The sequence below is a fragment of the Microvirga sp. 2TAF3 genome (assembly GCF_052114965.1).
In the GTDB taxonomy this organism is placed as follows: domain Bacteria; phylum Pseudomonadota; class Alphaproteobacteria; order Rhizobiales; family Beijerinckiaceae; genus Microvirga.
Genome location: NZ_JBFRFT010000018.1, coordinates 1 through 14,087, shown reverse-complemented (window position 1 = coordinate 14,087; position 14,087 = coordinate 1). Strand labels below are relative to the sequence as shown.

Here is a 14,087-nt window from a genome sequence, read left to right as displayed (position 1 = left end):
GCTAGGGCGGAATCGTTTAGACTATGTCTGCGTTCGCTCTATCCTTCCTTCGGCAAAGGCGGTCTCCACTTTACAGGATCATGGCTCTCTACTCGTCCTCTGGGAGATGCGACGGCTCGGCTTGGCGCCGCCGCATCCCTGCCCCGCCGGTGAGGTTGCACGCGGTCAGTGTAGGCTTCTTCGGGTACGTCCCTTCCGAACGTGATCCAGGAGTGCATGTCGGGCCCGCTCCAGTTCCGCTTCAAGCAGCCTGATCTGTCGTAAGCCATCCCCCGCCAGATCCGCATTGTTGATCTTGCGCCACTGAAGACAGATCTCGTGAATTTTCCTGGCCCCGATATTTGCTGCCGCGCTTTGAAGAGCGTGAGCCTCCGAGCGGAACCGTGAGCTTTTCGCAGCTGACGCTGCCTCTCTTAATGAGGCCACAAGGGAATCCGCGTCGGACAGGAATTCTTTGACGAGCTCGGACAAAAACTCCGCACCACCGAGGTTTTCAAGATCTGCGAGCACCTGCTCATCGATGACGAGGTCGCGCTCCGTTTGGAAGCGACGGTGCGCGGCGATATTTGCGACTGTCGGGGATACATTCTCCTCGTCCCGGCGTGCCGGTCTCTCAGGGAGGGCACCAGACTTCACCACCTGAGAAATCAACCGGAGGAGAACCGCCGGTTGGACGGGTTTTGTCACACAGGCATCCATGCCGGCTTCGATCGTAAGAGCAGCCGTATTTTCGGTGACATCGGCAGTGAGAGCGACGATCGGGACATGTGGCTGGCCGAGAGACGTCATGCGGTAAAGCTTCGCCGCCTCGAGACCGGTCATCACCGGCATATTGATGTCCATAATGACGAGATCGAACCCGTTCTCCTCCAGCGCGTCGAGGGCTTCTTCACCGTTCGTGACCACGTGAACGGCATGGTGGCCACGTTCGAGGATCTTCGAGATCACGACCCGGTTGGTGCTATTGTCGTCTGCCAGGAGAACCTTCAATCCGGTAATGATCTCGGCCTGCTCATCCTCCGCGTCCCCGAAAGTCGCCCCGACTCTCGGGACACCTAAATGCACCTTGCCGATTCGCCAGGCGGCCATGGCCTCTTCGGGGGTGAAATCAGAGGGCAGGATGCTGATGAACGACCGGCGCCATTCGAAAGGCGCGAGATCCCTCCGACCATCCGATCCAATGAGGACGATCGCGATTTCCGGTGAAGTGTTACGGAGCTCTAAAGCTGCAGCAAAGGCGAGCGTATCTCCGTGCAGGAACACGACGACGGATTCATCACTATGGTCCTGCACCCAGGCACGGCCTTGGGAGAAATCGCCTGCCAAAACGAGGTCTCGTCCCAACTGAAGCCGCTCAGCGATATCCGCCGCCCTTTTCTCTTCAGGGCAAATCAGAATCGCGCTTGGAGACACCTCGTCCTGACTCTGCTCCGGCACACAGGAAGATGGCTGGACCGGGAGGGTAAACCAGAAAATGCTTCCCTTTCCCAGTTCGCTCTGAACACCAATGGCGCCCCCCAGATTCTCGACCAGTCGTTTACAGATCGCCAAGCCGAGGCCCGTGCCACCGTAACGGTTGATGATCGTGTCGTCAGCCTGAGTGAAATCTTCAAAGATCCGCCCGATGGCGGATGTTGCAATGCCGATCCCGGTATCGGAAACCTCGAAACGAAGATGCGGCCTTGCGTCGATTTCGAAGCTGTCGGCCGTGAGCAGGACGCTACCGGACGCCGTAAACTTGACCGCATTGCCCATGAGGTTGAGCAAGATCTCCTGGAGATGATGCTCCGAACCATTGACCCGCATAGGAGTCCAAGGAGTCATATGAAGATAAAGGGGCAGGTTCTTCTCGCGGGCCTCGGCCATCACCATGGCGCGCACGTTCGACAACAAGTCGAGAAGGTCGAAATCCACCGCGCTGACCGGCATCTGCCCAGCCTCGATGCGCGATAGGTCAAGAATACCATTGATCTGGTTAAGCAGCGATTGGCCGGCATTGCGAATTGTCTGCACCATTCCTTTCTGTTCACCTTCGAGCGGTGTCTCGCGTAGCAGTTCCGACATGCCGATGATGGCATTGAGCGGTGTGCGCAACTCGTGGCTGACGCTGGCGAGGAAAAGGCTTTTGGCTCTGCTGGCAGCTTCCGCCTGGGCCTTCGCCTTAGAGAGGTTGCGGATCAGGGTGCTCGTATAGACCGGAAGCACGATCAGGGAGAGCAGAAGGCTGACCGACAGATAAAGATCGTTGCGCCAAAAGGGGGTCGAAACGATGACCGCCGTAAAACCCGTTACAGAGATCCCCGTTGCGACGTAAAGGAACCAGATGCCGAAACGAAAACCGTTGCCGAACGTAATCCAGAGATAGAGCGGAAAGAAGACGGATGAAACCTCACCGCCAAAATGAAGTTGCAGGGACGTCGTTCCGAGATCGCTGATCATCGCCACCACGCGCCGGGCAGTCGATACCTTCGGCCGCAGCAGTATGTGAATGACGACACCGACGGAGACGATCCCGAATATCATCATGCTGAAGAGGGCGGCATGAGCCTGAGGCGGTCTCGTCCAGAGTGTGTAGCCACAGATCACCAGAAAAAAGGCGATCCGGTTGAAGCTCATCTCGTACTCGCGATCCGGAGATTCGTGGAGGCCAGCCAGGAATCGACGCATCACGATTTGGCACTCGCAGCGCCTCTGGCTTTCTCCCGCGCCGGCAGGCGGAAAGCGGGACGCTCACGCAACAGAGCCTCGAAGTCGGCTGGCGGCAGTGGCCGACTGAAATAAAATCCCTGCGCTTCATCGCAATGATTATCCAGTAAATGCAAAAGCTGCTGTTGCGTTTCAACGCCCTCCGCGACCACACGGATGTTCAGGCTGCGCGCAAGGTTTGTGATGGCATCGACGATAGCCGCGTCCCGGTTTCCGATAGTCAGGTTCGAGACGAAAGACCGATCCAGTTTAAGACGATCGACGGGGAAATTTTTCACGTAATTCAACGAAGAATAACCTGTCCCGAAATCGTCGACCGATAATTGTACGCCAAGTTCCTTTAGACCTTGCAGAGTTGCAAGGGCCTGCTCGGTATTGCCGAGCAAGCCGGTTTCAGTCAACTCCAAGTCAAGGAGCGCCGGATCGAAGCCGGCAGCCTCCAGCGCTTCGGCGACGATGGAAACGAGATCTGGTCGCCGGAGTTGGACCGGAGATAGGTTGACGGCAACCCGCATGGCCGGAAGCCCAAGCTGCTGCCACACCGCACCCTGTGCACACGCTTCGCGTAAGACCCACTCACCGATTTCTACAATGAGCCCGCTATCCTCTGCGATGTCCAAAAAGGCTGCCGGAGAGGTGAGGCCAACAGTGGGACGCTGCCAGCGCAGTAAAGCCTCTGCGCCGACGATCCGACCGGTCGCGAGATCGATCTGCGGTTGATAATGCAGCAGAAGCTGCTCGCGACCGAGTGCTTTACGCAGATCCGTTTCAAGAATAATGCTCCTTTGCGTGCTCGCATCCATATGTGCGGAGAAGAAGCGGAAGGTATTTCGCCCCTCGGCCTTGGCATTGTACATGGCCAGATCGGCGCACTTGAGAAGCCTGTCCGAATCCGCCGCGTCGCAAGGACAGAGCGCAATGCCGATGCTGCTGCCGATCGTGATTTCCTGGTCCTCGCAGATGAAGGGCGTGGACAACGTGTCGATAATGTTTTGCGCGAGCAGTCCGGCTTCACTCGGATCCGCGATCTCCATCTGCAGGATAACGAACTCGTCACCGGCAAGACGAGCAACCATGGTCGTGCTGCTCGCATATTCGTTAAGTCGCGCCGTTACTTTTTGCAGCAATCGGTCGCCACTGGCATGGCCAAAGGCGTCGTTGACGATCTTGAATCGGTCAAGATCGATGAGATGGAGCGCGAAACGGCTGCTACCACGTGAGAGTTCATGTTGGATACGTTCGCTGAGCATCGTACGGTTCGGGAGATCGGTCAGCGTGTCGTGAAGCGCCATGTGGCGCAATAATCCTTCTGCTTCCTTGCGCTCGGTGATATCGACGGAGGTGGTCAGAACGCTGACGACATTGTTCGATTGATCGCGGAGCGGGGCTTTCGTTGTCAGCAGAATACGACGGGCGCCACTGTGGTCGACAACCTCTTCCTCGAAGGTCGGAACCGCAGCAGCCGTACCAAACACGAGCTTGTCAAGCTGCGCGCTATGTTTGCTTTGGTCGCTTCGCAGTATGTCGCCCAACTTCTCGCCCAACAAGGCCTCAGGGGGGTAGCCGACCAAAATGGCAAAGTGCGCGTTGACGAAAACCGCGCAGCCATCCTTGTCCGTAGCACTGATCATGGCAGGTACCGTGTCGATGACCTGCGCCAGAGCTTCGCGGCTATTGCGCACAAGCTCGTCGTTCGATTGCTGACTGCGCCGGAGTTGCTGCTCCAGCATCTGCGCACGACTTTTGATGAATTGCTGCTGGCGGTGCAGTTTCAGGAGATTGCGGGCACGTGTGATGAATTCGTAATGGTCGACGGGACTGTTGAGGAAATCGGTCGCACCGGCCTCGAGCGCGCGGAGCCGGAAAGTCCGGTCGTCATAGGCCGTGATAACGATCACCGGCACATCGGCACCGTGCGCCTTAGCGCGCAATTGGCGAGTGAATTCGGCGCCGTCGAGACCGGGCATCTTGTAATCGGTTATGACCAGATCCGGAGAATTGTCATCAAGCCATGCCAGTGCAGTCTCTGGCTTGTTGAACGCTTGGACTGTTATTCCTTCCCCCAGCGACAAGGCCAATCGAGAGAAAATGTTTCTGTTGGTGATTCGGTCGTCAAGTATAAGAATCAGTGACATGCCCCTCCCCTACGATATACTGTTCCCCGATGTAAAAAATATACCGCCATCGGAGCATTTTTCTCTTCAGATTTATCGCACATTATCTTTGCACGCGCGGCGCAAAACTCGCAATTCTCTGCTATATCAAAGATAGCTCGAATGTTGGTGCATACATCCTTACGGAATGTCATTTTGGACCGGTGGTGAGGCAATTCGGCAGAACCTGCACGAACGCCGCTGCCGCTGTCGCATCCGGGCTTTACTTGATCTATCGTGAACGGATGCGACACCGCGCACCGGAGTTTTCGTCATGAGCGCCGCCCCCATCGGCACCTTTCCAGGCGTTGGCCCAGTGACTCGAGGGTGGCTGGAAGAAGCCGGAATAGGTACGGTCGCGGACCTGCAGTCGATGGGATCGGTGGAAGCCTATCGGCGTCTCAAATTCATGTTTCCAAAGCGCGTCAGCCTGAACGCCCTCTACGGCCTGGAAGCCGCTTTGCGCGGATGCCACTGGCTCGATCTGCCCCCTCCGTGAAGACGACTCTCCAGCATGAAGCCAGAATGATCGACGAAGCGCTTCGCAAAGGCGCATCATTTCGCTGTGCCATCGGCTAGATCATGATCCGGACAAGTGACATCTAGTTCCTATCAAGGGATCTGGAGTTTGGTCATGCCTCGTTGAAGCATGACCAAACTCCAGGAAGCATCGAACAGGACGAACCATGCCCAAGACCGACATTTTGATGACCGGGCGGATGCTGCCGAGCGTCATCGAATCGCTCGATGAGACCTTCACCCTGCATCGCATGTGGGAAGCTCCCGACCGAGATACATTCTTGCGCGAGATCGGCCCCCGCATCCGCGGCATCGCCACGAGCACGATGGGCGGACGCGCGGATGCGGCACTTCTCGAATTCCTGCCGAATGCGGAGATCATCGCAAGCTTCGGCGTCGGCTATGACAATGTCGATGTGCAAGAGGCTGCGAAGCGCGGCGTCATCGTGACCAATACACCCGACGTCCTCAATGACGAGGTGGCGGACCTGACGCTCGGGCTTCTCATCGCCACGCTCAGACGCATTCCGCAAGCCGATCGCTACCTGCGTGCAGGCGAATGGCTCAAGGCGCCCTTCCCCCTGTCGCCGTCTCTACGCGGTCGCAAGGTCGGGATCATCGGATTGGGAAGAATCGGCAAGGCCATCGCGCAGCGTCTTGAAGGGTTCGGCGTAAGCATCGCCTATCATGGCCGCAATGAGCAGACGGAAATCGCCTACCGATATTATCCGACCCTCATTGACATGGCCGGGGCCGTGGATGTCCTGATCGCGATCACACCCGGCGGCGCTGCGACCAAACATCTGATCAATGCCGATATTCTAAAAGCGCTCGGTTCCAATGGCGTTCTGATCAACGTCGCCCGCGGCAGCGTCGTGGACGAACAGGCGCTGATCGAAGCGCTGCGTCAGGGCACGATCCTCGCCGCAGGTCTCGATGTCTTCGAAAGCGAGCCGCGTGTTCCCCGGGAGCTGATCGGCATGGACAATGTCGTTCTGCTGCCCCATGTCGCCTCGGGCTCCGTCCATACACGCAAGGCCATGGGCCAACTCGTCGTCGACAACTTGATCTCATGGTTCGAGGGCAAAGGCCCGCTCACCGCGGTTCCGGAAACGCCTTGGCATGGACGAGCAGCCATCCGGCCCTGATCCCCACCAACGTTGGCTGAATAGGCTCAGCGTATGGCGTGCGGCAGAATTAGCGGCGCTCTGCGCTGAAGAGAGCCTGGGCTTCCGCGGCCGGCAATGCATCGCTGAACAGAAAGCCTTGGCCCTGATCGCAGCCCTGGCTTTTGAGAGCAGCCTGCTGCTCGGGGTTCTCGATTCCTTCGGCGGTCACCTGCACGCCGAGCCCGTGACCAAGACCGAGCAGGGCCCGGATGATGGCGTTGCTCTCGATTTCCCGGCCCATGCTCTCGACGAAGCTCCGGTCGATCTTGATCCTGTCGACCTTGAAATTCCGCAAATGATAGAGGCTAGAATAACCTGTTCCGAAATCGTCGAGCGCTATACGCACCCCGGCTTCGCGAAGACTTCCAAGAGCCCGCTCGGCGGCCTTCAGATCGCGAACCAGCGTGTTCTCGGTAATCTCGATCTCAAGCCGATGGGGAGGAAAGTCTGTCTCACGAAGGATGGCCAGCACGTGCGATCCGAAGTTCGAAGTCCTGAGCTGCACAGGCGAGACGTTGAACGACAGCGTCGTGTGTTCAGGCCACTGGCATGCATCGCGACATGCCGTCCTCAGAAGATGGTCGCCCAGTTCACGGATCAGCCCGCATTCCTCGGCAACCGGAATGAAACGGCTCGGCGGCATATCCTGAAGCGTCGGGTGGTCCCATCTCGCCAGCGCCTCGAAGCCCGTGATCTTTCCTGTCTCAAGGTCGACGACCGGCTGATAATAGGGCTGGATAGCGCCGCTCGCGAGCGCATTGCGAAGCTCGCCCTCGATCAAGGCGCGCTCACGGATCTGAACATCCATCTGCTCCTCGAAAAAGTGCACGCTGGATTCCGGCTCCGCCTTCGCCCGATAGAGAGCGACGTCGGCCCGCCGGATAATCTCCTGAGCGCTGTTGCCGTCCTGCGGAAAAAGAGCGACGCCAATTCCCACACCGACCCTATGCTTGACCTCTCCGGATTGAACGGGGGCTTTCAGAGCCTCGATGATGCGCAAGGCAATCCCGGCCGCGTCCTCAGCACTGCGGAGCTGCGTCGCGACGATTCCGAATTCGTCACCTCCAAGCCTTGCAACATGGTCTCCAGTGTCCCGCAAGGCGGCGGCCAACCGCAACCCGATCTCCCGAAGCACGGCATCGCCTGCAGGATGGCCGAAAACATCGTTGATCGATTTGAAACCGTTCAGATCCATGAGCAGCACGGCGTGCATGCGTTCCGCCCCGGGAGGAGCTGCGACTGCGGCCGTCACCACATCATCGAATTGTCGTCTGTTCGGCAGACCGGTGAGGGGATCCTGAAAGGCGAGCTCACGCACATTCTCCTCTGCAGCCAGGCGCCGTTTCAGCTCGCTTTCCTGCGCTCGCACCCGTCGGGCGGAAATGAACAGAAATACGCCAAGGCAAAATGCGATGAGGAGTACCTCCGCAGCCTCGATCCGCACCGCATCAGCCTGATCATGGCCGCTCCCGACCAGAAGTTTATATTCCAATGCAAGAACAACAAGCATGCTGGCCACGGCCAGGACGACCGTCATGTCCCAGATCATGTAGCGGTGACGCATCAATAATATTCCTATTCTTCGAAAATCGAGCGCGGCCACCCGACAGCTCCTTTGGAACCCAGCTTGTGCAGATTTACTGGAATATTTGCAAAGATTAATCTAAATATTCGATACTTGGCGGCTTGATCGTTCAGCACCGCCCCGCCGGGCATTACGTCATAGCGCGAACCCACCGTCGACAAGATGGATCTGGCCGGTCGTGTAGCTGGCCTCATCCGAGGCGAGATACACGGCGAGCCATGCCACTTCCTCAGGTGTTCCCAACCGCCCCATGGGCTGGCGGTCGATGAAGGCGCGCCGAACGGCATCGGCACCCTGCCCCGAACTTTTGGCCTGCGCCGCGATACGCTCATCGAGCGACGGCGATTGGATCGTGCCGGGGCAAATGGCATTGGCACGAATACCTTGTCTGATGAAATCGGCGGCGACGGCCTTGGTCAATCCGATCACGGCCGCCTTTGTCGTTCCATAGACATAGCGGTTCGGGATACCGCGGACGGAAGATGCGCCAGATGCGATGTTGACGATCGCTCCGCCGCCCTTCTGCAGCATGCCTGGCAGAACGGCCCGTATGGTCCGGTGCATGGATTTCACATTGAGGTCGAACGAGAAATCCCAATCGCTCTCGGAGCAGTCGAGCACGGTGCCGTGATGCACGAAACCTGCCGCATTGACGAGGATGTCGAGAGGCCCGGTCTCGCCGAGAAGCCCCTCGATCGATGGGCTTGAAAGAACATCGAGCCTGCGGCGCTCGGCTCCCGCCAAGCCGTCCAGCTTCCCGTCATCGAGATCCGTCGCCCAGACTTTTGCGCCCTCGCGGATGAAACGCTCCGCGATAGCGCGCCCGATGCCCTGCCCCGCAGCGGTGATGAGGGCCGTTTTGCCTTCAAGCCTGTCAGCCATGATGTATCCTGAAAGAAAGGGCGCCAACCTAATGGTTGTCCCGAGGGATATATTTCTGCGCAACTTTCTGGAATTTCACGGCCGGCTTCAAGGTCATCCCGTCCGCAAGCTGATCGACCATCGCACGGAAGATCTCCTGCCAGGGCGTCTGACTCTCCGGATAAGGATAGCCGCCCTGCGCTCTCAGATCAGCGCGACGCTGCTGCAGCTCCTCATCGGAAATCAGAATATCGGCGCTGCGCTTGTTGAGATCGATGCGAATACGATCGCCGGTCTGCAGCAGGGCCAGCCCGCCGCCGATGGCGGCCTCGGGCGATGCGTTAAGGATCGAGGGTGTGCCGGACGTGCCGGACTGGCGCCCATCCCCGATGCAGGGCAGGGAATGAACGCCTTTCTTGATGAGCGCCGCGGGCGGTTGCATGTTCACGACCTCGGCCGCGCCCGGATAGCCTACAGGCCCCGCCCCGCGCATGATGAGGATGGTGTGCTCATCGATCTTGAGCGACGGATCGTCGATGCGATGGTGATAATCCTCCGGCCCATCGAATACCACGACGCGCCCCTCGAAGGCGTTCGGGTCCTCCGGATTGTTGAGATAGCGCTCCTGGAATTCCGGGCTGATCACGCTTGTCTTCATGATAGCGGAATCGAAAAGATTGCCCTTCAGGTTCAGGAACCCGGCCTTTTCCTTCAGAGGATTGTCGTAGCTTCGGATGACGTTGCGATCCCAAGTGAACTTGCCGCGGCAATTCTCGCCGATGGCCGTGCCGGCACAGGTCAGCGCATTCTCATGGATCTTCCCGGCGCCGATCAGCTCGGCAAGCACGGCGGGCAGGCCGCCGGCCCGGAAGTATTCCTCGCCCAGATACTCGCCCGCCGGCTGCACGTTCACGAGAAGCGGGATCTCGAAGCCGATACGCTCCCAATCGTCGCAATCGAGCGGGACGCCGATATGCTTGGCGATGGCGTTGAGATGGATCGGCGCGTTGGTCGAACCGCCGATGGCCGCATTGGCGACAATGGCGTTCTCGAAAGCCTCGCGGGTAAGGATGTCGGAAGGTTTCAGGTCCTCCCACACCATCTCGACGATGCGCTTGCCCGTCTCGTAGGCCATCTGGCCGCGCTCACGGTAGGGAGCTGGAATCGCAGCCGAGCCCGGCAGGGACATGCCGAGCGCCTCGGCCAGGGCATTCATGGTCGAGGCCGTGCCCATGGTGTTACAATGCCCAACCGATGGCGCGGACGAGGCGACGATATCCATGAATTGCTCATAGTCGATCTCGCCCGCGGCATGACGCTCACGCGCCTTCCAGACGACTGTGCCGGAACCCGTGCGCTCACCGTGATACCAGCCGTTGAGCATAGGGCCGACATTGAGCGAGATCGCGGGGATGTTCACTGTCGCCGCCGCCATCAGACAGGCCGGCGTTGTCTTATCGCATCCCGTGAGCAGGACGACAGCATCGAGAGGATAGCCGAATAGGACCTCCACCAGCGACAGATAGGACAGGTTGCGGTCGAGGCTGGCCGTGGGGCGCTTGCCGGTTTCCTGAATCGGATGGCACGGAAACTCGAAAGCCACGCCGCCGGCTTCCGTGATGCCGTCACGCACACGCTTGGCGAGTTCGATATGGTGGCGGTTGCAGGGGGAGAGATCCGAGCCCGTCTGGGCGATGCCGATGATCGGATTCTTGCCCTGCAACTCCTGCCGCGTCAGGCCGTAATTCAGATACCGCTCGAGATAGAGCGCGGTCATGCCGGGATTGTCCGGATTGTCGAACCATAACCGGGAGCGAAGCTGATCAGGCGTACGCCGTTGAGGCTTCTCGGTCATTCCTCGGTCCTTTCCGCTGATGAATGCGTCGACAGGGATTTGATCCGGTGCGAAGACGGAAATCAACCGTCTCGTCGACCGCAAATTCCGCTTCTGATGCATGATAGACATGGGAGGGGCACAGGCGGTTTTTCCAGTCCCGGAGACCGGCGCCACGATAAAAAGCTGCATGCTCCCATACGAAGCGCTCAGCCTATTGAAACATCGCTTCAAAACGGCTTTGATCGCTTCCCGTAGGAATTTTCAGAAACGAGCCATGCTTCAACGATTTCTCTTCCTGGCTCTCATGTCGGGTTTCATCAATCCCGTTTCGGCGCAGGATTGCCCGACCTCCCAATCGGCAAAGATGGGTTTCGTGCTGGAGCGTCAGGGAACACTGGCGGAAATCAGGCCGACATCCGAGCACTTCGTGCATGTGGTGAATACCTATTCGGGCGGAAAGAAGCAGGACGTCATCTACTACCGTGGGCTTTTTGAAATCAGCCGTTTCGACGAGGCGGGGCGACGTTTCAATGTACCCCTCTCCGATCTGCGGTCCATCTTTCCGCTCGATGCCAAAGCCCGGCGAGCAGTGACCTATGCGCCAGCCGATCCCGGAAAGGTCGGAGCGCCGATCTCTCAGGAGATAACGATATCGGGCCAGGAAAAGCTGCAGCTCGGCTCCTGCAGCTACAATGTGCTCATCGTCCGCAACCGCTTCCTGAATGCGGAGGGCCGCGTTCTGTCGGAACATACGGATCTCTATTCGCCCGACCTCAGCTTCACTCTGGGCAAACGCTACGATGAAAAGGGCGGACGGCAGACGACCGTGCTGTACCAGAGCATCAGACCGCTCAACCGCGCCTCTCCTCCTCTTTAAGGTCTTTGGCTCACCTGACGGCGCCGATTGTCTCTTCGATCTGCGTCCTCATGGTCGGTTCCAGATCGAGAGCCTCCGCCAGCTGACGCAGGAACTCGTGCTCCTGAAGCGTATCCGGATCGATGGCGAGCAGGGCGGCCGCATAAACCTGTGCCGCCTTTTCGGGATCGTCGACTCCATCCGCAAGCTCATCGACACTGGCCGGCGATTCCATTTCCCGTTCCAGCCAACGGGTCGCCTGCGGATCGATGCCGGCCTCGACCAAACCGTGGACGATCCGGGTCCGCTCGATCTGATCGACCTGCCCATCGGCCGCGGCAGCGGCTACCATGGTGCGTAGATAAAGCAGAGCGTCGTCTTCGGTCTGCGATACGGGATGAAAGCGCGAGGTCTCCGGCAGATCGATCCCCGCCGATTCGGGAGTTGGGGCCCCAGAAAGCGGAGAGTCGGACAGGTTTGTCATGCCGGATGCGGGTTTGCCGGCCCTCTGGCTTTGATAGGCCCTGTAGGCAAGGCCGCCGATGACCGCGAGGCCTCCCCATTTGACGAGGCTTCCCGAGACGCCGCCCTTCTTGCGTTTCCCCAACATCAACCCAGCGAGACCGAGCAGGGCCGCCTGCGTAAGGCCGGGATGCTGCTGCGCCAAGTCCTTGGCCTTCTGCAAAAGCTGATCGGTCGAATGGTCGGAGAGGCTCCCATGGGCCCGGTCGACCGGCTTGTCCGATCCGCCGGAAACCTGCTGCGCCTGACCTTGGTCCGGCTTCGCAAACGCCCCGACGACAGCGTCCAAAAGCTTTCTGTAATCGACCATGGAGGCCCTCCTTCATTGCGTCCCAAGCTGAGCTAAGGACACAACGGGAGCGCCCCCTGAATGGTTCAGGTTTGCCGGCGAAGGGCCGCAGCCTCCGAGGCAAGCTGCCCGATCCTGCCGAATTCGCCCTTCTTCAAGGCGTCTGCCGGTGTGATCCAGGTGCCGCCGACGCAAGGGACATTCGGCAAAGACAGGTAGGAGGGAGCGCTCGACAGATCGATCCCGCCTGTCGGACAGAAGGAAAGTTTTGGCAAGGGCCCTTGAACTGATTTCAGCCAGGCAGCGCCGCCTGAGGCTGCAGCCGGGAAAAATTTGAGGATCTCGAAGCCCATTCCCGCCAGCGTCATGGCCTCGGAAACGGTCGCGCAGCCCGGCATGACGGGGATAGGCGCTTCGCGCAGGCGCTCAGCCAGTTTGCCCGGCGTACCCGGCGTGACGATGAATTTGGCCCCGGCATCCACTACTTCGCCGATCTGGCTCTCATGCAGGACCGTCCCCGCCGCAACCACCGCTTCCGGGACGGCCTTGGCGATAGCGGCGATCGCATCCATAGCACCGGGCGTCCGCAATGTGATCTCGACCACCCGAAGCCCAGCCTGAACCAGCACCTGCGCCAGATCGATGCTCATACGCGCATCGTCGATGGTCACGACCGGAATCACCGGAGCAAGGCGCGTATAATTTTGCAGCGTATCGGTCTTCGCTTTCATGATCGCATCCTGGCGTTTGGTTCTGGACGAGAGCCTGCCGTAGGCAAGACGGCCCGCTAAGCGGATACAGGCTCCGCCTGCAAACGAGCGCGGATAATCTGCGTGATCACCACGGGGCTCGCAAGCGCCAATCCGATCAAAGTCGTTGTCATTTCCGGCGTGATGAGCGGCAGTGCTGAGAGGCCGAAAAGCCAGCATTCCCATATGCGCACCGATGCCAGGGCATAGCTCCTGAAGGCCGCGGATAGCAGCACGTTTCCAACCATGCATCCAGTAACACGGAAACGAAGCTCAGCTAGACGAATTTCGGCGTCACGATCAGCATCGCCGGTCCATAGACGAAGACGAAGGGACCCAAGGCCTTGCCAAGCCCGGGGCCAAAGGTCTTGTTGCCCGTCTTGAACGGATCGGCCCCCGCCATGCTGGCGCCCGCAAAGGCGGCAAGCGCCACCGGCGGCGTGATATCGGCGAGGCCTCCGTAATAGAAGATGAAGAAATGCGCGACAATCGGGGCCGCCTCGAGAAGGCCGGGAGCCGGTTCCGTATGCAAGGCTGAGCCGTCTTCGACGGCCCAGGCATGCATTCTAATAAAAGTTTGATGTTCGCCTATGAAAGGCGTCTCACTGCTTTTGGCGTTGGCCTCGGGATCCGAATGGGCTTCCCGTCTGGAAACCGTGTCTTGCTTACGCGCGCTGAGCGCTGTCGTGTCGGCATCTACGACGACTGCCGGCACCTGCGTGGAAGAGGCTAGCCTCGATCCATCGGCGTGAGCGTTGCCTGTGCTTTTGTGGCTGGCTCTGCCAACGCAAAAACCGCCCTGTTGTGTGGGGCGGTTTTTGTTGTTTTGGTTGCGGGGACA

At 59.2% G+C, this 14,087-nt stretch carries 11 protein-coding genes; 3 read left to right on the top strand and 8 right to left on the bottom strand.

Annotation, left to right across the window (positions count from 1 at the left end; all coding sequences use genetic code 11):
* Positions 1-165: 165 nt before the first annotated feature.
* Positions 166-2,616, bottom strand: coding sequence for an ATP-binding protein (locus AB4Y97_RS16385; protein WP_442000112.1), 2,451 nt, complete (start codon positions 2,614-2,616; stop codon positions 166-168).
* A 50-nt stretch (positions 2,617-2,666) separates the two neighbouring features.
* Complete coding sequence (locus AB4Y97_RS16380) at positions 2,667-4,841, bottom strand: EAL domain-containing response regulator (protein ID WP_442000111.1); 2,175 nt, start codon at positions 4,839-4,841, stop codon at positions 2,667-2,669.
* Positions 4,842-5,133: 292 nt separating this feature from the next.
* On the opposite strand from AB4Y97_RS16380, the gene AB4Y97_RS16375 reads away from it, so the two are divergent.
* Positions 5,134-5,358 (top strand): TfoX/Sxy family DNA transformation protein, encoded by a 225-nt coding sequence (locus AB4Y97_RS16375; RefSeq protein ID WP_442000110.1) that lies wholly within the window; start codon positions 5,134-5,136, stop codon positions 5,356-5,358.
* A 187-nt stretch (positions 5,359-5,545) separates the two neighbouring features.
* Positions 5,546-6,526, top strand: coding sequence for a 2-hydroxyacid dehydrogenase (locus AB4Y97_RS16370; protein ID WP_442000109.1), 981 nt, complete (start codon positions 5,546-5,548; stop codon positions 6,524-6,526).
* A gap of 49 nt (positions 6,527-6,575) precedes the next feature.
* On the opposite strand, the gene AB4Y97_RS16365 is transcribed toward AB4Y97_RS16370, so the two are convergent.
* From AB4Y97_RS16365 to AB4Y97_RS16355, 3 genes are all read right to left on the bottom strand, one after another.
* Complete coding sequence (locus AB4Y97_RS16365) at positions 6,576-8,111, bottom strand: putative bifunctional diguanylate cyclase/phosphodiesterase (protein ID WP_442000108.1); 1,536 nt, start codon at positions 8,109-8,111, stop codon at positions 6,576-6,578.
* 156 nt (positions 8,112-8,267) lie between these two features.
* Positions 8,268-9,014, bottom strand: a complete 747-nt coding sequence (locus tag AB4Y97_RS16360) for an SDR family oxidoreductase (RefSeq protein WP_442000107.1) — start codon at positions 9,012-9,014, stop codon at positions 8,268-8,270.
* A 28-nt stretch (positions 9,015-9,042) separates the two neighbouring features.
* Positions 9,043-10,848, bottom strand: a complete 1,806-nt coding sequence (locus AB4Y97_RS16355; RefSeq protein ID WP_442000106.1) for an IlvD/Edd family dehydratase — start codon at positions 10,846-10,848, stop codon at positions 9,043-9,045.
* A 256-nt stretch (positions 10,849-11,104) separates the two neighbouring features.
* On the opposite strand from AB4Y97_RS16355, the gene AB4Y97_RS16350 reads away from it, so the two are divergent.
* The gene (locus AB4Y97_RS16350) at positions 11,105-11,707 is read left to right on the top strand and encodes a hypothetical protein (protein ID WP_442000105.1); all 603 of its coding nucleotides are present in this window, start codon (positions 11,105-11,107) and stop codon (positions 11,705-11,707) included.
* A gap of 10 nt (positions 11,708-11,717) precedes the next feature.
* On the opposite strand, the gene AB4Y97_RS16345 is transcribed toward AB4Y97_RS16350, so the two are convergent.
* From AB4Y97_RS16345 to AB4Y97_RS16335, 3 genes are all read right to left on the bottom strand, one after another.
* Positions 11,718-12,518 carry a tellurite resistance TerB family protein gene (locus tag AB4Y97_RS16345; protein ID WP_442000104.1) on the bottom strand — a complete coding sequence of 267 codons (801 nt, stop codon included), beginning with the start codon at positions 12,516-12,518 and terminating at the stop codon, positions 11,718-11,720.
* A gap of 65 nt (positions 12,519-12,583) precedes the next feature.
* Positions 12,584-13,228 carry a bifunctional 4-hydroxy-2-oxoglutarate aldolase/2-dehydro-3-deoxy-phosphogluconate aldolase gene (gene eda, locus AB4Y97_RS16340; protein WP_442000103.1) on the bottom strand — a complete coding sequence of 215 codons (645 nt, stop codon included), beginning with the start codon at positions 13,226-13,228 and terminating at the stop codon, positions 12,584-12,586.
* A 295-nt stretch (positions 13,229-13,523) separates the two neighbouring features.
* Positions 13,524-14,087, bottom strand: a 564-nt coding sequence (locus AB4Y97_RS16335; protein WP_442000102.1) for a TRAP transporter large permease subunit, incomplete at its 5' end; no start/stop codon positions are given.